Genomic DNA, 19544 nt, shown 5'->3' with positions numbered 1-19544 from the left:
TATTCAGAGCGGCAGATGCAATTTCAAATAAAAAAGAGCCTGCCGGAAACCGGCAGACTCTTTGAAAAGCCTGACTCAAAAATAATTATCTTTTGAGGTTGTAGAAGGATTTCAGGCCGTTGTATTGAGCCAATTCACCCAGTTCATCTTCGATACGAAGCAATTGGTTGTATTTAGCGATACGGTCTGTACGGGAAGGAGCACCTGTTTTGATTTGGCCGGCATTGGTTGCCACAGCGATATCAGCGATGGTGCTGTCTTCGGATTCACCGGAACGGTGAGAGATAACTGCAGTGTAACCTGCACGTTTAGCCATTTCGATAGCATCGAAAGTTTCAGTCAAAGTACCGATTTGGTTAACTTTGATCAGAATGGAGTTACCGATACCTTCTTCGATACCTTTAGCCAGACGCTCAGTGTTGGTTACGAACAAGTCATCGCCAACGAGTTGGATTTTGTTGCCCAATTTCTCGGACAGCAATTTCCAGCCTTCCCAGTCATCTTCGGAGCAGCCATCTTCGATGGTGATGATTGGGTATTTATCAGCCCAAGAAGCGAGCAGGTCAACAAATTCAGCTGGTGTGAAGGATTTGCCTTCGCCTTCCAGGTGGTATTTGCCATCTTTGAAGAACTCAGTGGAAGCAACGTCCATACCAAGGAATACGTCAACGCCTGGTTTGTAGCCAGCTTTTTCGATAGCTTCCATGATGGAGGACAATGCATCTTCGTTGGAAGTGAAGTTAGGAGCAAATCCGCCTTCGTCGCCAACTGCAGTGTTCAGGCCTTTAGCTTTCAGTACCGATTTCAGAGCGTGGAAGATTTCAGCGCCTGTACGCAGTGCTTCTTTGAAGCTAGGTGCGCCAACTGGCAGAACCATGAACTCTTGAACGTCTACGTTGTTGTCGGCATGTGCGCCGCCGTTAACGATGTTCATCATTGGTACTGGAAGCTGTTTAGCGTTGAATCCGCCCAGGTATACATACAAAGGTACATCCAGAGCTGCTGCAGCAGCGCGGGCTACGGCCATGGATACAGCCAGAATTGCGTTAGCGCCGAGTTTGCCTTTGTTGTGAGTACCGTCCAAAGTGATCATCAATTTGTCGATGCCCAGTTGGTCAAGAGCGTCCATACCGATTACTTCAGGAGCGATGATTTCATTTACGTTCTCAACAGCTTTCAGAACGCCTTTGCCCAGGTAACGGTTTTTGTCTTCGTCACGAAGCTCTACAGCTTCATGAGCGCCAGTGGAAGCGCCGGAAGGAACGATAGCGCGGCCTTTAGCGCCGGATTCCAGATAAACATCAACCTCTACAGTAGGGTTACCGCGGGAGTCGAGGACTTCGCGAGCGTACACATCAGAAATAATAGTCATGTAAGTTAATCTCCTTTTATCATGGGTTTTGGTAGTGATGGTGAAGCTTAAATCCTGCTTATTTACGGCTGGCGATCATGGATTGTCCGGTCATTTCCGCTGGTTGCGGAAGTCCCATCAGATCCAGAATCGTCGGTGCCACATCAGCAAGGATACCGGATTCGCGCAGTACAACATTTTCAATAGTTACGATGAAAGGAACCGGGTTGGTAGTATGAGCCGTGAACGGACGTCCGTTCTCGTCAAATACCATATCCGCATTGCCGTGGTCGGCAATGATGATTGCCACGCCGCCTTTGGCTACAACGGCATCCACAACTTTACCCACACATTCATCCGTCACTTCAACAGCCTTGATTGTTGGCTCCAGCATGCCGGAGTGTCCAACCATATCAGGATTCGCGAAGTTAAGGATAATAGCATCTTGTCTATCCGCTTCGATTTCCGCTACGCAGGCCGCCGCCACTTCGTATGCGCTCATCTCAGGCTGAAGATCATAAGTTGCTACTTTAGGAGAGTTGATCAGGATGCGGGTTTCCCCAGGAAGCTCTTCATCGCGTCCGCCGCTGAAGAAGAAGGTTACATGCGGGTACTTTTCAGTTTCCGCAATACGCAATTGCTTCTTGTTCTGCTGTACCAGCACTTCACCCAAGGTATTATCCAGGTTCTTCGGTGAGTAGGCCACGAAGCCCTGCACCGTTTCGCTGAATGTAGTCAGACATACGAAGTGCAGGCCTTGCGGGAACAAAGGACCCCGGTCAAAACCACGGAAATCCGAGTTGGTAAAGACTTGGGACAGCTGAATCGCGCGGTCAGGGCGGAAGTTCAGGAACACAACGGAATCGCCGCTTTCCACTACCGCAACCGGCTTGTCGTTGCTGTCTACGATAACACTAGGCTCAACGAATTCATCATACACGGAATTCTGATAGGAGGCTGTGATCGCCTGCAGGGCATCGGTATATTTCGGACCTTCGCCATATACCATAGCACGATAGGCTTTCTCTACACGCTCCCAGCGTTTGTCACGGTCCATTGCGAAGTAACGCCCGGATACCGTAGCAATCTTACCTACGCCAACCTCTTCAATCTTGGCTACGAGATCCTGAACGAACTTTTGTCCGCTGTCAGGAGGTACATCGCGGCCGTCCATGAATGCGTGAATATACACTTCGTGCATATCTTCTTTCTTGGCCAGATCAAGCATGGCAAACAGGTGGCTGATATGACTGTGTACGCCTCCGTCGGAGACCAGCGCATACAGATGAAGCTTTTTGCCGGTTGATTTGGCGTTTCTTACAGCAGCAACCAGCGTTTCGTTATCAAAGAATTCTCCGTCACGGATAGACTTGTCAATCCGGGTCAAATCCTGATATACGATACGTCCGGCACCGATGTTAAGGTGTCCTACTTCCGAGTTACCCATTTGTCCTTCCGGCAGACCTACAGCTTCGCCGCAAGCGGTCAGTGTGGTATTCGGATATTGTTTCAGGTAACGGTCATAGTTAGGCTTGTTGGCTTGAGCAACAGCGTTGCCTTCAGTCGTATTGCGCAAACCGAAACCGTCCATGATGATTAACGCTACAGGTTTTGGTGCTGACATTACTTCGCCCCCTCAACGAGTGAAACAAAGGAAGCTGGCTGCAGGCTGGCACCGCCGACAAGAGCGCCGTCGATGTCGCTTTGACTCATGTACTCCGTTACATTCTCAGGCTTCACACTGCCGCCGTATTGAATACGCACAGCTTCAGCAGTTGCTTCATCATACAGACCTTTTACAAGGGTACGGATATAAGCAATAACTTCGTTGGCATCCTGGGAAGTGGAGGATTTGCCTGTGCCAATGGCCCAGATAGGCTCATAGGCGATAACCACCTGAGCAGCCTGTTCGGCACTGAGACCGGCAAATGCAGCTTCGGTTTGAACTTTACACACATCTTTTGTCTGATTAGCTTCGCGCTCTTCAAGCTTTTCGCCTACACAAACAATTGGAGTGATGCCGTGACGGAATGCCGCATGCATCTTTTTGTTCACGATTTCGTCCGTTTCGCCAAAATAAGCGCGACGTTCGGAGTGCCCGATGATAACATACTCAATGCCAAGGTCCTTCAGCATTACACCGCTGATTTCACCTGTGTAAGCTCCGTTATCTTCGAAGTGCAGGTTTTGTGCACCGATCTTGATGCTTGTGCCTTTTACTGCTGCTACCAGTGCTGGCAGGTTAGTAAATGGAGCGCAAACAACAGTCTCTACGCCTGCTACTTCTGCTTGGCCTTTGACTTCAGCGATGAAGCCTTCTGCTTCCGGAACGGTTTTGAACATCTTCCAGTTCCCGGCGATAATAGGTGTTCTACTCATAGTAATGGATTGCCTCCTTCTACCGTCTACGTCTTACTTGTCGTTCAGTGCTTCTACGCCAGGAAGTGCCTTGCCTTCCATGAACTCGAGTGATGCGCCGCCGCCAGTGGAGATATGATCCATTTGGTCAGCCAGGTGGAATTTCTCTGCTGCAGCTGCGGAATCACCGCCACCGATTACAGTGTAACCTTCGGTTGTCGCACAAGCCTGCGCTACAGCCTTTGTACCTTCAGCAAAGATGTCGATTTCGAACACACCCATAGGTCCGTTCCATACAACCAGCTTGGAGTTTTTGATGATATCGGCATAAATTTCACGAGTTTTAGGACCGATGTCCAGACCTTCCCATTCAGCAGGAATGTCAGTTGTATCAACAATTTTGGTGTTGGCGTCTGCGCCGAACTTATCGGCTACAACTACGTCAACCGGAAGTACGAAATTTTTGCCCAGTGCTTTAGCCTTCTCGATAAATCCAAGAGCGACATCAAGTTTGTCGTTGTCTACCAAGGAATTTCCGATTTCGAAGCCTTGAGCTTTAGTGAATGTATAAGAAAGGCCGCCGCCGATCAGTACATTGTCAGCCAAAGTCAGCAGGTTGTCGATAACGTCGATCTTGTCTTTAACCTTGGAACCGCCGATGATGGCAGTGAAAGGACGCTCAGGGTTCGAAAGAGCTTTGCCCAGAACAGACAATTCTTTCTCCATCAGAAGACCGGATACAGCCGGCAGGAAGTGAGCGATGCCTTCAGTCGAAGCATGTGCACGGTGAGCTGCGCCGAATGCGTCGTTGACGAACAGGTCAGCCAGTTCCGCGAACTGCTTAGCCAGTTCAGGATCGTTCTTTTCTTCACCCGGATAGAAACGGACATTCTCAAGCACAAGTACATCACCGTTGTTCAGTTCAGCAATTTGTGCTTTAACAGCATCGCCGATCGCTTCATCAGCTTTGGCAACTGGTTTGCCGAGCAGCTCGGACAGACGTACAGCAGCACCGGTAAGGCGCATGGAATCAACGAATTGACCCTTAGGACGGCCCATATGGCTGGCCAGAATGACCTTTGCACCGTTCTCGATCAGGTATTTAATCGTTGGAAGTGTTTCGCGGATACGTGTATCATCAGTGATTTTACCGTCTTCCACTGGCACATTGAAATCGACGCGTACAAATACGCGTTTGCCTGCTACTTCTACATCACGGACGCTCTTTTTGTTCATGATTAGTTTCCTCCACACCCATATTGGTTCACTCACGAATCCATTTAGAAAGAGCGGAAACAAGGAACTTCTGTTTCCGCTCTATAGATGCTGCTTATATAAAAACGATCTTATTGAGCAAGTTTAGCGAAGTGTTCCAAAGTGCGAACGAGTTGTGCAGTGTAAGACATTTCATTGTCGTACCAAGCAACAGTTTTAACCAGTTGTTTGTCGCCAACAGTCAGGACTTTAGTTTGTGTTGCATCGAACAGGGAACCGAAAGTCATGCCTTTGATGTCGGAAGATACGATTTCATCTTCAGTGTAGCCGTAAGTTTCTGGATCGGAAGCTTCTTTCATTGCTGCGTTCAGCTCTTCAACAGTAACGCTCTTGTTAAGAACAGTAACCAGCTCAGTCAGGGAACCTGTAGCTACAGGCACACGTTGAGCAGCTCCGTCAAGTTTGCCCTTCAGATCTGGAATAACCAGGCCGATGGCTTTAGCAGCACCGGTAGTGTTAGGGATGATGTTCTCAGCAGCAGCACGGGCGCGTCTGAAGTCGCCTTTAGCGTGTGGAGCATCAAGAGTGTTCTGGTCACCAGTGTAAGCGTGGATAGTTGTCATCAAGCCTTCAATGATACCGAACTTGTCGTTCAGCACTTTTGCCATTGGAGCCAGGCAGTTAGTTGTGCAAGATGCGCCGGAGATAACTGTTTCAGTACCATCCAGAATGTCATGGTTAACGTTGTAAACGACAGTTTTCATGTCGCCTGTAGCTGGAGCGGAAATAACTACTTTCTTAGCTCCGCCTTTCAAGTGTTTCTCAGCTGCTTCTTTAGTTGTGAAGAAACCTGTGCATTCCAGCACGATGTCAACACCGAGGTCGCCCCAAGGAAGTTCTTCAGGGTTGCGGTTAGCCAGAACCTTAACTTCTTTGCCGTTTACTTTGAAGAATCCGTCGTGCACTTCAACTTCACCCTGGAATTTACCTTGAGTTGTATCATATTTAAGCAAATGAGCAAGCATCTTAGCGTCAGTCAAGTCATTGATTGCTACCACTTCGATACCTTCTACATTTTGAATACGGCGGAATGCAAGGCGTCCAATACGTCCAAAACCGTTAATACCAACTTTTACACTCATTGAATAGTTCCTCCTAGATTTCGTTTTATTTATTCAAGACAGGCCGTTAAGCTTGTCAAGACAACAATGTTAAGTATAATGCAAAATAACTGCGAATGCTCTCCAGAAACTGGATGCTATAGGATCTGCTGTATTTGTGTGTCGATTTCTTTGCCGATTTCGACAGCCGCTGCCTCGTCTATGACGAGTATGTCCTCTTGCCCAAACCGCAGCATCGCATGGATGGCCTTCGCCTTGCGTTTGCCTCCGGCGATTCCGATGACAACTTCCGTCCGGATAATATCCTCCAGTCGCAGTCCCATCGTCAGCATGGTATGGACTACCTGGCCGTCTTCATTGAAATAGTAGCCGAACGATTCGGCAACCGCGCCTTCTTCCTGTATTTCCGAGACCGTAGCCTCATCAAGCTTACGGCGGTGGGTCATTTCAATGGCATCGCCAATTCCATGAACAATAATACGCGATCTGCGGATGATTTGCACGATTTCTCCAATATTGGAGTCCAGCGCCAGCGATTGATAAGCATCTCCGCTGAGCAGATCGGGCACATGCAGCAGCCGATAATTGGCTCCAAGCCGTTTGGCCATCGTCGAAGCAATGGTATTGGCCTGAATCTCCATACTTTCCCCAAGTCCTCCGCGCGCCGGAACAATCCAGGCGTTCTTATAGGAATGGGATAACGGCGGTGTCAGCTGATCGGCCATTTCGGCCAGTGTCGAGCCGCCGGTGACAGCAATCGTATCGCCTGCACGGAGCACACCCAGCAACGCTTTGGCGCCTGCCCGGCCCAGCTCACGTTTGGTAAACAGCGATGTCTCACAATCGCCAGGCACTACTATGACTTTACTAAGACCGTACGTTGAGCGAATCTTCTCTTCCAGATCATCCAGGCCGAACAAGCTCTTGGCGATCGGCTCCAGCAGGTCAAGCAGTCTGCGCCCGGCATCGCTGATGCGCATGCCGACACTCTCGATCTCAATGAGCCCTTGCGATTTCAGAAGATCCGTCTCGGCGCGCAGTACCCGCTCAGTCATATCAAGCGAAGCGGCGAGCGTCCTGCGTCCGATAATATCGGACAGCATGATCTGATGTAGAATCGTGTACCGTCTCTTAAGGGTTTCCATGAGATCAGGCAGAAGCTGCTTTTGGATTTCTAATAAATTACGCATGCTTTCACTCCTGCAACTTCGTCTTTCTCTATTCCCTTGTTCGTGGTCTCAAAATGTCCCGGGTTAACTTTTTAAGTCCCACCCATATTCTACCCAAATATTACGCGGAGTGCAAGTCTTCCGAGAGTATAATTCTCAACCTCTTTTCATCTTATACATCTGCCAAGCCATGTAAGGGGCGGAAAGTCTTGTGCTGGCCGCACAAACGCCCAAACTGTATACTTCCGGCCGGGCTGAAAATGAGGCCACAGAGATCCGGGAAAAGATATTTTCCAAACAACAGGATGAATCCATTGCATTTGCATAATAAGTGTATTATAATAATTTCTGTTGCGCCCGTGGTCCAATGGATATGACGTAGGCCTCCGAAGCCTGAGATCCAAGTTCGATTCTTGGCGGGCGCGCCATTATTTTCTTATTTGTCTATAATTTAGCAGCACCCATACTATTGATTAACCAAAGAGCCAGGTGATGGCTCTTTTTTTTGCAACTAAGTTTGACTTTCTTTGACTTTTTGTTTGAATTTGTTTATCATGTGGTTAATACGGTAACAGTAAAAATGAACACATTCGAAGAACCAATTCAAGGAGGTTTTCCACGTGAGTTATATTCCTATGGTAGTAGAACAGAGCAACCGCGGTGAGCGCGCTTATGACATCTATTCCCGCCTGCTGAAGGACCGCATCATTTTCCTTGGAACGGAGGTTAATGACGTGGTAGCCAATTCCATCATCGCGCAAATGCTGTTTCTGGCTGCCGAGGATCCGGAGAAGGATATTCACCTGTATGTAAACAGCCCTGGTGGCTCCATTACAGCGGGTATGGCTATATTTGATACAATGCAGTACATCAAACCGGATGTATCGACGATTTGCGTAGGTATGGCCGCTTCGATGGGAGCTTTCCTGCTGAACGCCGGTGCCAAAGGCAAACGTTTTGCACTCCCTAACAGCGAAATTATGATTCACCAGCCTCTGGGTGGTGCTCAAGGTCAGGCAACGGACATCGAAATCCGCGCCCGCCGCATCCTCAAGCTGCGCGACAAGCTGAACCGCATTCTATCCGAGCGCACAGGACAGCCGCTGGAACGGATCGAAAAGGATACCGACCGCGACTATTTCATGAGTGCAGCTGATGCAGCTGAATATGGTATTGTCGATAAAGTTATCGAGAAGACGCTGCCTGCCGGCGTTTAATACAAGCAACAACAAAGAGGCTGGTTGGGACCACAAAGTGATCCCCGCCAGCCTCTTTTGCTGTTTTATAGTTCAGGTACATTATTCTATTGATGAAGAATTACCCCAGACGCCCATACCCCAACGTGTCCAGCTTCCCGGCGATAACACGGTAACCTCTTCCGTTAGGATGCAAATGATCAATTGACAGCAGCCCCCGCTCGTTGCCGGCAAACTCATTATATATAGAGGCGAACCGGCATACCGGGCTGCTATATCCCGCAGCATAGCGGTTAAACTGCCGCACCCAATCCGTCGCTTCTGTCAACTGGGGATAGGGGTTATACAGTCCTACTATTCTGATAATATAGGGTCTCCGCATGCCCGCCTTCAACTGCGAAAGCGTGCCCATAATGTCATTCAAATTACGCTTGCATTCCCGGAGCGCTTTTTGCAGTACCGGAGCCAGATCGCCCGGCCGCCCGCCCGCCGCTTTGGCCGCCTTGATCAAATCGTTGCCGCCAATGGACATCGTAATCAATTCGGCCTCGCTGATGGCAAGCCGATAGTTGTAATCCCCCTTCAGCCTCTGCTCCAATCCATCTGTGGTCAAACCGTTGACTCCCAAATTGGATAATTCGATCGGCACCCGCAGCCGCACCTCGGCCATCCGGCGGTAGACCGGAACAAACCCATTGCCCGGCAGAGCTCCAAATCCTGTCGTTAACGAATCGCCAATCGCCGTATACTGAATACTCATCGTTACTTTCCCTCCCCGCTCCTAAGCTGGTTTCTCCTTTAGCTTATGAACGGTTAGGTGATCCGGTAACGGAGAAATGTCCGTATCCGGCATTGGCGGATTCGCAGCCCGGTCACTGTATTTACTTCAATGCGGCAAATGGACCGCTTCCGCTGGGGAGCAGCTCCTTGAACGTGAAAGTAAACTCAGGAAATCCGGCAGCATATGCAGTGTATTCATACAACTGGAAGAAAAGGACCGCCTTGCCGTCTTTCAAATAGAAATCCTTCTCCGTATTCAGGCCGGTAAAGCCGCCAAGATACCCGCCATTTGCTTTCAGCAGCTTCGCCAGCTTTGCATTAAGCTCTTTTTTATAGTTGGGGTTGGCACCGAATAAATCTCCAAGCAATAGCTGCTTTCCGTCCTTGAGCGAGAAGGTAAAGGCATTGCGGAAGGTCATTCCATGAGCGCCGCCGGTATACCCATACTGGCTGGTCACAAGGCTGAGCACCCCGTCCTGATTGTACGTAACCACGTATCCTCCTTCGTATTCATAGGGGCGGTCATCTTTGGCTCTATTGGCAATTTCCTTCTCAGCCCCTTCCGCATACTTGAGGAACGTCTGCTTAAGGGTATTATTAATCGCTGCCTGCGCCTTGGCATTGTCCAAACCGCTGATTTGCGGGTAATCCAGCTTAATCGGCGCGTCCTTGTAGTCCTTGCTGTAAGTTTCAGTCGTTACCGTAATTGGATTTTGTGTTTTCTTCATCACATTTAACCGTCCGGAGGCAGCATTCCAATCCCCCTTATAGCCCAAATAATCGCTGAGCAGATCAAAGGGCACATACAGACGGTTATTTATAATCTTGCCTTCAAACTCTCCCAGGAAATAATTATTGACCGAGATGGAGGTGCCGTAATCGGAGACCATCAGCTTGGTTCGTGTAATTCCGTTTCCGACCGTATAAGTTTTCTCCGTTTTATCATACGTCAACGGCATACCCAGAGTATCACGCATAAAAGCAACCGGCACCCATACTTTCCCTGCGCTTACGATCCCGGTATGCTGTGAAATCGTTCCGTTTGTTTTTAATACAACCAGTGATGAATTGACCTTAGCCTGTGTCTTGGCCGCTGCGGCCTGGCTCGTCTCTGCAGGCAGAAGAGCTCCGCCCAGCAGCAATCCTGCTGCCATTAATCCTGCGCCCCATTTAAGGGCCTGTTCTTTCGACATATACTTCATACTTTTTTCCCCTTCCACTGGTACGATGATTGACTCTTCCCATTATAGAATAAACAGCAACCGTGGTTGTTACAACGCTCCTTACAGTTTCTTAAAGTTTCCCTGCAAATATTACGAGTCTTATTACATTACTTTAAACAAATTGAGAGATTTCACACCTGCTTCTATACTTCAAAAGCAAAAAGAGACGTTGCCTCCGCCATCACAGCGGAAGCAACGCCTCACCCGTTGCTTACTTATTTCAGCTCATACATTACACTAAGCTGGGTGGATACTTTAACCTCTCCCGCTTCAACCGAAGTGCCTGCAGCCATATCAGCCGATGCTTTGGACATTTGAGCGCTCTCCATATAGACAACCGGGTTATTACCATCATCGTTCTGGATAACCGTTACGACCTGGCCCAGACTGCGTTTGGCCACTTTGGCAATCGCGGCTGCCTTCACATCTGCATTAGCCATTGCTTTCTCAATAACCTGTGCTTCGAATGCAGAAGGATCCTCGATGGCAAACCGTGCACTTCCGATGCTATTCGCTCCCGCGGTAGAAGCGGCATCCAGCAGTTCCCCGACCTTAGTCAGATCACGGTAGGAGACTTGCAACGTGTGCTGGGCGTTATAACCCTTAACCTGTTGACCGTCTTTTTCAGTGTAGGCGTAATTAGGCTGCACATAAAATTGGGTACTCTGAATGTCCTTATCCGCGATACCCCAGGTTTTTTTCAGCAGGTTGGTCAGCTTAGTGATTTTGGCTCCATTGGACTTCTGTGCTTCTTCAGCTGTTGCAGCAGAGGTGCTGACGCCGATTGACAGATATACGATATCCGGCTTGATCGAAAGCTCGCCTTTACCTACAACACTAACGACATTTCTCTGCACGTCCTCAGCAGCGTAAGCCTTTTCAGGAGCCTGAAGCACTCCACTTAACGCCGTACCCCCTACCAATAAACTTCCCGCCAGCAATACGGTACCGACTGTTTTACCCCATTTCTTCATCCTTGCCATCCCCTTTCATTCTTCAAAAATTGTTGGTACCCTCTAGACGGAACTGCTTGGCAAAAGTTGCATATCCCCCAACGCTTCTGAAGAAAAAATTTGCAGAGGCTACATTCTGCCTGCATTTCACGTCTCAATCCAAAACCTCCGGATCACGTTGCCGTCCTCTTCGATGTATGAACTATCCTCCAGCCCGCCGTTTCTGCGGATCGTCCGTTCGGAAGCAATATTGCTGTCATCGCAAACGACAAGCGCTTTGGTAATCCCAAGCCCGCCCGCCTTCAGCAAGGCCTGTCTCAGAAGCTCGGTTGCCAATCCCTTGCGCCGCTCAGAGTGAAGTATCCCATATCCAATATGTCCCCCGCTCTGAAGCAGTTTCTCAGTCAGGCGATGCCTTATATTTACTGCACCCACCACTTTGGAATCGGCATTCACCAACCAGTATGTAGAACTAGGTACCCAGCCTTCTTTAAGATTTACGCCATCCGCGTTATCCTGCAAATACCGGACCATAGCCGCGAAGTCGGTAGGATCAATGCCAATTACCCAAGGAACGAACATCTCTCCGCCTGCCAGCCATTCCTCGTAAAATGCCAAGTACTGCGGCGCCAGCTCTACTGTTGGCTCTGCTAAAGTCACCTGATTGTGCATGCTCATTCTCCTTGTAGTTTCATCAAATTCAAATTTCCTAAACAAGGTAATAAAAAAAGCCCGCAAAGGGGCTTTTTAAACTGGCTGTCTCCCGGAGAGGGAGAGCAGCAACGTTTCTGGTGTACGAATAAGTAAGACCTTGCAAAATTATTGGTTCTCAAGCTCTTCCTTGCTTACAAGACTAGTCAAAGCGGTTACAGCTTGATCCGCATCGGCGCCATCCGCGCTAATATAAATCTCCGTGCCGGAACTGATCGCCAGGCTCATAATGCCCATGATGCTTTTGGCGTTAACCTTTTTATCGTCTTTTTCCACGAAAATCTCCGACGAAAACTTGTTAGCTTCTTGCACGAACAATGCTGCCGGCCGAGCGTGGAGCCCCGTCTTCAACCGTACAACTACCGGGTGCTTTGTCATGAAACGCTTACCCCCTATTTGAGATCTGCCCAAAAATTTCACATTAATTTTATAATATTATATCATTATAACCTCATCCACACTAGAAAAAAAATAATCAGCTTCCCCGAACCTTATCAGCCAGCTCGTCAATTTTGCGCAAACGGTGGTTTACACCGGATTTGCTGACCGTTCCCTTCAGCATCTCGCCCACTTCCTTGAGGTTGATGTCCGGGTGTGCCAAACGGATTTCAGCGACCTCGCGCAGCTTATCCGGCAAGCTTTCCAGTCCCACTTCACGCTGCAGCAGCTTGATGTTCTCAATTTGCCGCACCGCAGCGCTAATCGTTTTGTTCAAATTCGCCGTTTCACAGTTGACGATCCGGTTCACGGAGTTGCGCATATCGCGCATAATCCGCACATCCTCAAATTTAAACAACGCTTGATGCGCTCCAATCAGACTGAGAAACTCAATGATTTTCTCGCCTTCCTTGATATATAGGATAAAGCCTTTCTTGCGCTCTATGCAGCGGGCGTTCAGGTGAAATTCCCCAGCCAGATCCACCAGCGCTTTGCAGTGCTCCTCATACATGGAGGCGATTTCCAGATGGTAGGAAGAACCCTCCGGGTTGTTGACCGATCCCCCCGCCATAAATGCACCACGCAGATATGCGCGCTTACAGCAGTTTTTACCGACGATTTCCTTGTCGATCCCATCGGTAAAGATGAAACCTTCGGAAACAATCCGCAAATCCTTCAGGATCTCCTGAACACGGTTTGGGATTCTTACGATATAAACGTTATTCTTCTTCAAACGCATTTTTTTACGCACGAGCAGCTCGATATGGACCTGGTAATATTTCTTAAGCAAAGAATATACCCGCCTTGCAATCGCGGCGTTTTCCGTCGAAATGTCGAGAACTACCTTTTTGCTCGAAAGCTGCACCGAACCATTCATTCGGATCAGCGCTGACATTTCCGCTTTCTCGCAGCAAGGCTGGCTCTCCACCATCGTCAGCTCTTTTTTTGTAAGGGCCGCAAAAGACAAGGGGCTCACCTCTTTCATGTTCATCCAAAAATCAAACCAGAACTATCTGGATTTCCAGTCCTTCACTAACTGGTAAATATGATGACTGAGTTTATTCGTGTCATGCCGGAGATAAGTCTTGAATAAGACCAGCTTATCGGCAATGACCTTATAACCGTTGCCGTCCAGCACATCCCGGTCAAGCAGCACCGGGCGGGCACCTTTTTCCGCATATTTGACCTGAACCTGCTCCGGAATCTCGCCATCGTTGACAATGACGTAATCGAATAAGTGCAGGCCGACATGATCATATACCGCTTGAAGATGATCACTGACCGTGTAATTATCCGTTTCACCAGGCTGGGTCATCACATTGCAGACAAAGATCTTAATCGCTTCGGATTCTACAATGGCCTCCGCCAGCTTCGGCACCAGCAGGTTGGGAAGAATGCTGGTATACAGGCTTCCGGGGCCGCAGAGGATGGCATCCGCATTACGGATGGCCTCCAGCGCCTCCGGCAGCGGTTCCACATCAGCCGGCTCCAGAAAGACGCGTTTGATCCGTCCGCCGGCCTCCGGGATTTTGGACTCGCCGGTAATAATCGTGCCGTCCGACATCTCCGCATGCAGCACCACAGCGTGCCCCGCAGCCGGCAGCACTCTGCCGCGAACGGCGAACAACCGGCTCAGCTCACGGACAGCGGTGACAAAGTCACCGGAGATATCCGTAAGCGCTGCAAGAATAAGATTGCCAAGGCTGTGTCCGGCCAGTCCTTCTCCGCTGCTGAAGCGGTATTTCATAATCTCCGCCATCAGCGGCTCTACATCAGCCATAGCCGTGAGCACATTGCGAATATCGCCTGGCGGCGGCATTTGCAGCTCGCTGCGCAGAATACCGGAGCTGCCCCCGTCATCCGCCACAGTAACTATAGCCGTAATATCAAGCGGCTTTTCCTTCAAACCGCGAAGCATGACAGACAGACCGGTACCGCCGCCCATCACGACGATACGCGGACGCTGCCCTTGTTCTTCAGCCACTAATGATCCCTTCTCTCGTTAATGCCGATCACGCTCGGAATCCCGATGGCTAACCGCTACGGATTCCGTCTCGCTAACTCCAAGCATTTTGCCCAAATATTCCGCGATCGCTACCGAACGGTGTTTGCCGCCTGTGCAGCCGATGCCGATAATAATCTGGGATTTGCCCTCCTTGCGGTATTGCGGAATTAGGAAATGAAGCATATCCAGCAGCTTGGTCAGAAACGTCTGCGTTTCAGGCCATTTCATTACATAATCGTAGACATCGCTGTCTTGGCCAGTCTTGGGCCGCAGTTGATCCACATAGTGTGGGTTAGGCAAGAAGCGGACATCAAATACGAGGTCTGCATCGATCGGAATGCCATACTTGAATCCGAACGAGGTAATGTTAACGGAGAGTGTGCTTTTTCCAAGATGCGAAAACCGCGATACGATCTTCTCCTTCAGCTGCACCGGCTTCATGCTGCTGGTGTCCAGACACAGTGTAGCGGAATCCTTCAGCTCTTCCAGCATCTGGCGCTCCAGGCGGATGCCGTCAAGCGGCATCCCTTTGGGAGCCAGCGGATGATGCCGCCGGCTCTCCTTGTAGCGCTGGACAAGCACAGAATCCGTTGCATCCAGAAACAGAATCTCGCAGCCGATGGTTGACTCGTTTTTGATGTAGGCCAGCGACTCCGACAAAGCCGTAAAAAACTCCCGCCCCCGCAGATCAATTACGAGCGCCACTTTGGCAATTTTCCCCTTCGACTGCTCAATCAGCTCGGCGAATTTCGGGATCAGCACCGGCGGCAGATTATCGACACAGAAGAACCCGAGGTCCTCCAGACTTTGTACAGCAATGGTCTTGCCTGCACCCGACATACCCGTAATAATGATCAGGGTGGCACTAGCCGACGGAGATTGCTCCAATTCGGTCATTAAAGCGTCCCCTCCCTAAAATTAGTATATGAATAATTCCAGCTTATTAAGAACGTAACAAAAGGCCGGCAGCCCCAATAATACCAGCGTCATTACCCAGTTCCGCAGGAACGATGGTAACGCCTTTCTGCAATGGTTCGGGAGTCAGCTTGGCGAATACACGACGGACCTCGTCAAACAGAATATCTCCTGCCTTGGAGACACCCCCGCCAATGATAAACACTTCAGGGTTAAGCACCGCAGCTACCGCCGCAATGGATTTGCCCAGATAGAACGCTGCACGGTTAACAATTCGAATTGCAACTTCGTCGCCCGCTTTTGCCGCATCAAATACTTCCTTCGCCGCAATCTTCTCTACCAATGACAGAGAGGTGCGGTCCCCGCGTGCTACAGCATCATTGGCCATACGGATAATTCCCGTAGCAGAGGAAACGGTTTCCAAACAACCCATATTGCCGCAGCCGCACTGGATCGCTTCCAGGTCTGGCACTACAGAGATATGGCCCAGTTCACCGGCGAGACCGGCAAATCCTTGATACACCTTGCCGTTAATGATAATGCCGCCGCCAACACCCGTTCCCAGTGTGTAGCAGACGCAATTCTCAATGCCGCGTCCCGCACCGCTCCAGGCTTCGCCCAGTGCAGCCACATTCGCGTCATTGTCTATTTTCACAGGCTTGTTCAATCGGTTCTCCAGAATGGAGCGGATCGGCACATCTCTAAAACCTATGTTAGGCGCAAGGATGATGATTCCTTCACGAATGTTCGTAAACCCGGCAAGGCCCGCTCCTACACCGGCAAGCTGATCCCAAGAGTATGGAGAGTCCTCCACAATCTGGCGCACATATTTCTCGATGTTATCGATGACGGCATCGACGCCATCCGCAGTCCCTGTAGGACCTTCATAAGTGTGCAGCAAATTCCCCTCGGCATTGCAGATTCCAACCTTAATCGTGGTTCCACCTAAATCCACGCCAACGTAGATATTTTCAGACATGTAACAAGCCACCTTTTTCTATGCTAAAATAGTTAATCCTACGTACCCACTATAATAGAAGCTTTCTCTGCGGTCAAGGAAAGGCGGCACACCCGGCTAATTTGAAAGCTAAGCCCTCCAGAGCACATGAATTTATTGGCCAGGCAAGACACATGGACAATACACATGGCATAGTTAAGAAATGCAGAGCCGGGATTAATTAGAACTAAAACAGGTTTTTGCGGATTCAAAAAAGACTTCCCGGCCTTTAGGGGCGGGAAGTCAGGTAGATTTGCCGGGTTAACCGGCGAGGAACAAGTGTAGTAAATCAATCTTGTCATTATTCTGACAATATGCGTTTTTGCCCCTCCAGCGCACGAATCGGTGCGATATTCTGTGTGAACTCCAGCGTACCCATGTAGCGGCCCGCTTCATCGCGGACGGCGAAATAACGGATGTAGATAAATTTATCCTTAATCGCAATCCAGAAATCCTCAGCATCCTTGCGGCCTGCCTTAAAGTCTTCCAGTAATTTCTCGACCACATGAACGCTTTGCGGCGGATGGCAGTTCTGCACCGTGCGGCCTATAACCGCTTTGGTCCGGGCGAAAATCCGTTCCTTGCCATGTGAGAAATAGCGGACTACATCATTCTCATCAATGAACGTTATATCGACCGGCAGATGGTTCAGTACGGTCTCCAGTTGATGAAGCGACAGCAGGCCCGTCTCAAAACGGATAAAGCCCTGCGGACTTTCGCCTACAGCTTCACTCTGCACTGCAGCTCCTTCCGGTTCGTCAGCACGCTCAGGAATCCACTCCTGCTCCGGTGCAGTCAGGCAGAAGCCGATCTCATCGCTTTCTCTGGCTATCTTGACCCATTCATCTTCGGTCAGCTTGTCGAGCGCCATCGGCAGCAGAATATTTTCTTCCTTAAAGATCATCTCATTTACTTCCTGGATGATGTTCGTAAGCATAACTCCGATGTCCTCGGCTTGGCCGTTATACTGGCTGAGTGCAGCTTTAGCCTCTTTTATCATCGCGCGGATGCCGTCGTCCACACCCCACATGACCTTGGTCGGGCCATAAATTCCGTATTTCTCAAGATAAGGGAACAACAGGTTCTCTTTGCGGCTGTAATGCTTGTCGAGATCCAGCAGCAGGCTGAGATCCTCCAGCAGCTTGAAGATGATTTCTTCACTGGCATTCTTCAAAAATTTGCCGGCATGCAGCTCCAGGCGGAAGTTGACCAGACGTTCGATTTCGCGGTTCTCCAGCTTGAAGGTATGCACGGGATGACCAGGCTGCTCCTCCGGCTTCGAGGAACGGTGAATCTGCTCAATGGAGCCTTTGAAAATGGCCGTATGCACCGAACACAGTCGCTGGACCTCCGCTACAGGAATACCCTCCTCCGTCATCAGTGAATGCTCCATCGCGGAAATCTCCGCCACCGTAACATCGCCTACCGCTTCTGCGAAGCGTGCTTTGACCTCTTCCACACTTTTTCCGGCATGAAGTTCCTTTATAATTTCTTTGAGCATCGCCTGGCGGCGTGTCTGCTCAGGCACATCTACTTCGCGGTTGTTAATCAGTTCACTCATTGGAATTCCGCTCCTTTTATCATATCGTCTTGCAGATAATCTCTATTCAAGAATCTCGAAGCCATGGCGCTGAAACGTCAGCTTTACGGCGTCCGGATTCATTTTCTTCAGTTTGATTCCTTTGGACAAGGTCATGAAACGGCCTGCGGTCTGCAGCATTCCCGGCTTGGCAATATCCTGGAAACCCAGCTCTGTCATAATGTCCACAACCTCGGGATGCCGGCTCACCAGCTCGAATATGGATTCATCCATCTTCAGCACTTTGTTCATATGCATCTTCTCCCTACTGAGAATCCTTCTCAACAACAGCTTAGCATAGCCGATAGGGGGCAATAGTGATTGCAATCACTAAGTGAAAAAAAGTTCAATCCGAAAGTCCGCACATCTCTGAAGATAAAAGAAAAAGCCGGCTGGTCCCTGATTGAGGGACCAGCCGGCTTGCCTATTCAAAAGATATTTTAGAAGAATCTGTACTTATTTATCCAGCGTTTCGCTCCAGTCATGCACCATGGTGCCCTCCAGGAACTTCTCGGCATCCATCGCCGCCATACAACCGGTTCCCGCTGCGGAGATTGCCTGCCGGTAACGTGTATCCTGCACATCGCCGCAAGCGAATACACCCGGAATATTCGTTTCCGTCGTACCCGGATTCACCACAATGTACCCATTGGTATCGGTAGTAATCTGACCGCCCAGGAATGCTGTGTTCGGTGTGTGTCCAATGGCTACAAATACACCGTCCGCTTCCACCAGTTCTTCAAGACCTGTCTCGTTGTTGCGCACTGTCAGCCCTTTAACCCCGGCGTCGCCGACCGTTACTTCAAGCGGCGTGCGGTTAAGCGCCCAGGCTACCTTGCTGTTGTCGCGCGCCCGGTCCTGCATAATCTTCGAAGCACGAAGCTCCGGACGGCGGTGAACCAAGGTTACGCTGGAGGCAAACCGGGTTAGGAAGCTGGCTTCCTCCATTGCAGAATCGCCGCCGCCGACCACGACAATCTTTTTGTTGCGGAAAAAGAAGCCGTCACAGGTTGCACAAGTGCTGACCCCGCGTCCTACATTCTCCTGCTCACCCGGGATGCCCAAATATCTGGCCGAGGCACCCGTCGAGATAATAACTGTTTCGGCCTCCAGCACACCTAGTCCATCTACAGTTACTTTAAAGGGGCGCTGCGAGAAATCCACGGATTCCACCCAGCCGTTCTTGAATTCCGCACCGAAGCGCTGCGCCTGCTTACGCATGTTATCCATCAGGTCAGGACCGAGGATTCCCTCAGGAAAGCCTGGAAAGTTCTCCACTTCTGTCGTCGTTGTCAGTTGTCCCCCCGGCTGCAAGCCTTCAATCACGAGCGGGCTAAGGTTGGCACGCGCCAAATAAATCGCGGCAGTCAGCCCGGCCGGGCCTGTTCCGATTACAATCGTTTTGTACATCACTTTGGCCTCCTTACAAGTGGGTTATTTATTTGGAAGAAACGGCTGTAGGGCTTCTCGGAAGCCAAGATGCGTTTCAGGTGAACAATATAAAGGATGCAGTATAATACTCACTTTATACTT

19 protein-coding genes and 1 tRNA gene are annotated in these 19544 nt (G+C 49.9%); 2 read left to right on the top strand and 18 right to left on the bottom strand.

Going from position 1 to position 19544, the window contains the following annotated elements; all coding sequences use genetic code 11:
* Nucleotides 1-85: 85 nt before the first annotated feature.
* From eno to MHI45_RS19545, 6 genes are all read right to left on the bottom strand, one after another.
* A complete protein-coding gene (gene eno, locus MHI45_RS19570; RefSeq protein ID WP_038584689.1) occupies nucleotides 86-1372 on the bottom strand; it encodes a phosphopyruvate hydratase in 1287 nt (428 codons plus the stop codon).
* A 58-nt stretch (nucleotides 1373-1430) separates the two neighbouring features.
* Nucleotides 1431-2975 carry a 2,3-bisphosphoglycerate-independent phosphoglycerate mutase gene (gene gpmI, locus MHI45_RS19565; protein ID WP_076113236.1) on the bottom strand — a complete coding sequence of 515 codons (1545 nt, stop codon included), beginning with the start codon at nucleotides 2973-2975 and terminating at the stop codon, nucleotides 1431-1433.
* The gene (tpiA, locus tag MHI45_RS19560) at nucleotides 2975-3730 is read right to left on the bottom strand and encodes a triose-phosphate isomerase (RefSeq protein ID WP_076113237.1); all 756 of its coding nucleotides are present in this window, start codon (nucleotides 3728-3730) and stop codon (nucleotides 2975-2977) included. Before tpiA ends, gpmI begins: the two co-directional genes overlap by 1 nt.
* Before the next feature lie 33 nt (nucleotides 3731-3763).
* A complete protein-coding gene (locus MHI45_RS19555) occupies nucleotides 3764-4945 on the bottom strand; it encodes a phosphoglycerate kinase (protein ID WP_076113238.1) in 1182 nt (393 codons plus the stop codon).
* A 110-nt stretch (nucleotides 4946-5055) separates the two neighbouring features.
* On the bottom strand, nucleotides 5056-6066 hold the full coding sequence (gene gap / locus MHI45_RS19550) for a type I glyceraldehyde-3-phosphate dehydrogenase (protein ID WP_076113239.1): 1011 nt from the start codon (nucleotides 6064-6066) through the stop codon (nucleotides 5056-5058).
* Nucleotides 6067-6182: 116 nt separating this feature from the next.
* Entirely contained in the window at nucleotides 6183-7235 is a 1053-nt protein-coding gene (locus MHI45_RS19545) for a sugar-binding transcriptional regulator (RefSeq protein WP_076113240.1), read from the bottom strand.
* A gap of 332 nt (nucleotides 7236-7567) precedes the next feature.
* Between MHI45_RS19545 and MHI45_RS19540 the strand changes: the two genes are divergently transcribed.
* Nucleotides 7568-7642: transfer RNA gene (locus MHI45_RS19540), tRNA-Arg, on the top strand.
* A 192-nt stretch (nucleotides 7643-7834) separates the two neighbouring features.
* Entirely contained in the window at nucleotides 7835-8431 is a 597-nt protein-coding gene (gene clpP / locus MHI45_RS19535; protein WP_038584671.1) for an ATP-dependent Clp endopeptidase proteolytic subunit ClpP, read from the top strand.
* Between the two features lie 100 nt (nucleotides 8432-8531).
* Here clpP and MHI45_RS19530 read toward each other — a convergent pair whose 3' ends face one another.
* From MHI45_RS19530 to trxB, 12 genes are all read right to left on the bottom strand, one after another.
* A complete protein-coding gene (locus MHI45_RS19530) occupies nucleotides 8532-9170 on the bottom strand; it encodes a GDSL-type esterase/lipase family protein (protein ID WP_076113241.1) in 639 nt (212 codons plus the stop codon).
* Between the two features lie 121 nt (nucleotides 9171-9291).
* The gene (locus tag MHI45_RS19525; RefSeq protein ID WP_083675845.1) at nucleotides 9292-10392 is read right to left on the bottom strand and encodes a PdaC/SigV domain-containing protein; all 1101 of its coding nucleotides are present in this window, start codon (nucleotides 10390-10392) and stop codon (nucleotides 9292-9294) included.
* A gap of 236 nt (nucleotides 10393-10628) precedes the next feature.
* Entirely contained in the window at nucleotides 10629-11387 is a 759-nt protein-coding gene (locus tag MHI45_RS19520; RefSeq protein ID WP_076113242.1) for an SIMPL domain-containing protein, read from the bottom strand.
* Between the two features lie 126 nt (nucleotides 11388-11513).
* The gene (locus MHI45_RS19515; RefSeq protein ID WP_076113243.1) at nucleotides 11514-12038 is read right to left on the bottom strand and encodes a GNAT family N-acetyltransferase; all 525 of its coding nucleotides are present in this window, start codon (nucleotides 12036-12038) and stop codon (nucleotides 11514-11516) included.
* Nucleotides 12039-12185: 147 nt separating this feature from the next.
* A complete protein-coding gene (locus MHI45_RS19510; protein ID WP_019914358.1) occupies nucleotides 12186-12455 on the bottom strand; it encodes an HPr family phosphocarrier protein in 270 nt (89 codons plus the stop codon).
* A 97-nt stretch (nucleotides 12456-12552) separates the two neighbouring features.
* Nucleotides 12553-13482 (bottom strand): DNA-binding protein WhiA, encoded by a 930-nt coding sequence (gene whiA / locus MHI45_RS19505; RefSeq protein ID WP_076113244.1) that lies wholly within the window; start codon nucleotides 13480-13482, stop codon nucleotides 12553-12555.
* Nucleotides 13483-13524: 42 nt separating this feature from the next.
* Nucleotides 13525-14460, bottom strand: a complete 936-nt coding sequence (locus MHI45_RS19500) for a gluconeogenesis factor YvcK family protein (protein ID WP_179091833.1) — start codon at nucleotides 14458-14460, stop codon at nucleotides 13525-13527.
* A gap of 57 nt (nucleotides 14461-14517) precedes the next feature.
* Entirely contained in the window at nucleotides 14518-15417 is a 900-nt protein-coding gene (gene rapZ, locus MHI45_RS19495) for an RNase adapter RapZ (protein WP_076113245.1), read from the bottom strand.
* 46 nt (nucleotides 15418-15463) lie between these two features.
* Nucleotides 15464-16414, bottom strand: a complete 951-nt coding sequence (locus MHI45_RS19490; protein ID WP_038584650.1) for an ROK family glucokinase — start codon at nucleotides 16412-16414, stop codon at nucleotides 15464-15466.
* Nucleotides 16415-16733: 319 nt separating this feature from the next.
* On the bottom strand, nucleotides 16734-17993 hold the full coding sequence (locus MHI45_RS19485) for a DUF438 domain-containing protein (RefSeq protein ID WP_076113246.1): 1260 nt from the start codon (nucleotides 17991-17993) through the stop codon (nucleotides 16734-16736).
* A 42-nt stretch (nucleotides 17994-18035) separates the two neighbouring features.
* The gene (locus MHI45_RS19480; RefSeq protein ID WP_038584645.1) at nucleotides 18036-18263 is read right to left on the bottom strand and encodes a DUF1858 domain-containing protein; all 228 of its coding nucleotides are present in this window, start codon (nucleotides 18261-18263) and stop codon (nucleotides 18036-18038) included.
* A gap of 204 nt (nucleotides 18264-18467) precedes the next feature.
* Nucleotides 18468-19421, bottom strand: a complete 954-nt coding sequence (gene trxB / locus MHI45_RS19475) for a thioredoxin-disulfide reductase (RefSeq protein WP_038584642.1) — start codon at nucleotides 19419-19421, stop codon at nucleotides 18468-18470.
* Between the last annotated feature and the right edge of the window lie 123 nt (nucleotides 19422-19544).

The sequence above is a fragment of the Paenibacillus sp. FSL H3-0321 genome (assembly GCF_038002865.1).
Classification (GTDB): domain Bacteria; phylum Bacillota; class Bacilli; order Paenibacillales; family Paenibacillaceae; genus Paenibacillus_AQ.
Note: the sequence above shows the minus strand (reverse complement) of the source record. Positions and strands in the feature narration are given on the sequence as shown.

Bases quoted from the DNA above. Each gene is read 5' to 3' on its own strand.
- MHI45_RS19490 (WP_038584650.1), bottom strand. From the start codon at position 16,414: ATGTCTGAAAATATCTACGTTGGCGTGGATTTAGGTGGAACCACGATT.
- MHI45_RS19555 (WP_076113238.1), bottom strand. From the start codon at position 4,945: ATGAACAAAAAGAGCGTCCGTGATGTAGAAGTAGCAGGCAAACGCGTA.
- MHI45_RS19525 (WP_083675845.1), bottom strand. From the start codon at position 10,392: ATGAAGTATATGTCGAAAGAACAGGCCCTTAAATGGGGCGCAGGATTA.
- MHI45_RS19480 (WP_038584645.1), bottom strand. From the start codon at position 18,263: ATGAACAAAGTGCTGAAGATGGATGAATCCATATTCGAGCTGGTGAGC.
- MHI45_RS19515 (WP_076113243.1), bottom strand. From the start codon at position 12,038: ATGCACAATCAGGTGACTTTAGCAGAGCCAACAGTAGAGCTGGCGCCG.
- MHI45_RS19545 (WP_076113240.1), bottom strand. From the start codon at position 7,235: ATGCGTAATTTATTAGAAATCCAAAAGCAGCTTCTGCCTGATCTCATG.
- MHI45_RS19530 (WP_076113241.1), bottom strand. From the start codon at position 9,170: ATGAGTATTCAGTATACGGCGATTGGCGATTCGTTAACGACAGGATTT.
- eno (WP_038584689.1), bottom strand. From the start codon at position 1,372: ATGACTATTATTTCTGATGTGTACGCTCGCGAAGTCCTCGACTCCCGC.
- tpiA (WP_076113237.1), bottom strand. From the start codon at position 3,730: ATGAGTAGAACACCTATTATCGCCGGGAACTGGAAGATGTTCAAAACC.
- trxB (WP_038584642.1), bottom strand. From the start codon at position 19,421: ATGTACAAAACGATTGTAATCGGAACAGGCCCGGCCGGGCTGACTGCC.
- gpmI (WP_076113236.1), bottom strand. From the start codon at position 2,975: ATGTCAGCACCAAAACCTGTAGCGTTAATCATCATGGACGGTTTCGGT.
- MHI45_RS19510 (WP_019914358.1), bottom strand. From the start codon at position 12,455: ATGACAAAGCACCCGGTAGTTGTACGGTTGAAGACGGGGCTCCACGCT.
- MHI45_RS19485 (WP_076113246.1), bottom strand. From the start codon at position 17,993: ATGAGTGAACTGATTAACAACCGCGAAGTAGATGTGCCTGAGCAGACA.
- rapZ (WP_076113245.1), bottom strand. From the start codon at position 15,417: ATGACCGAATTGGAGCAATCTCCGTCGGCTAGTGCCACCCTGATCATT.
- gap (WP_076113239.1), bottom strand. From the start codon at position 6,066: ATGAGTGTAAAAGTTGGTATTAACGGTTTTGGACGTATTGGACGCCTT.
- MHI45_RS19520 (WP_076113242.1), bottom strand. From the start codon at position 11,387: ATGAAGAAATGGGGTAAAACAGTCGGTACCGTATTGCTGGCGGGAAGT.
- MHI45_RS19500 (WP_179091833.1), bottom strand. From the start codon at position 14,460: ATGGGCGGCGGTACCGGTCTGTCTGTCATGCTTCGCGGTTTGAAGGAA.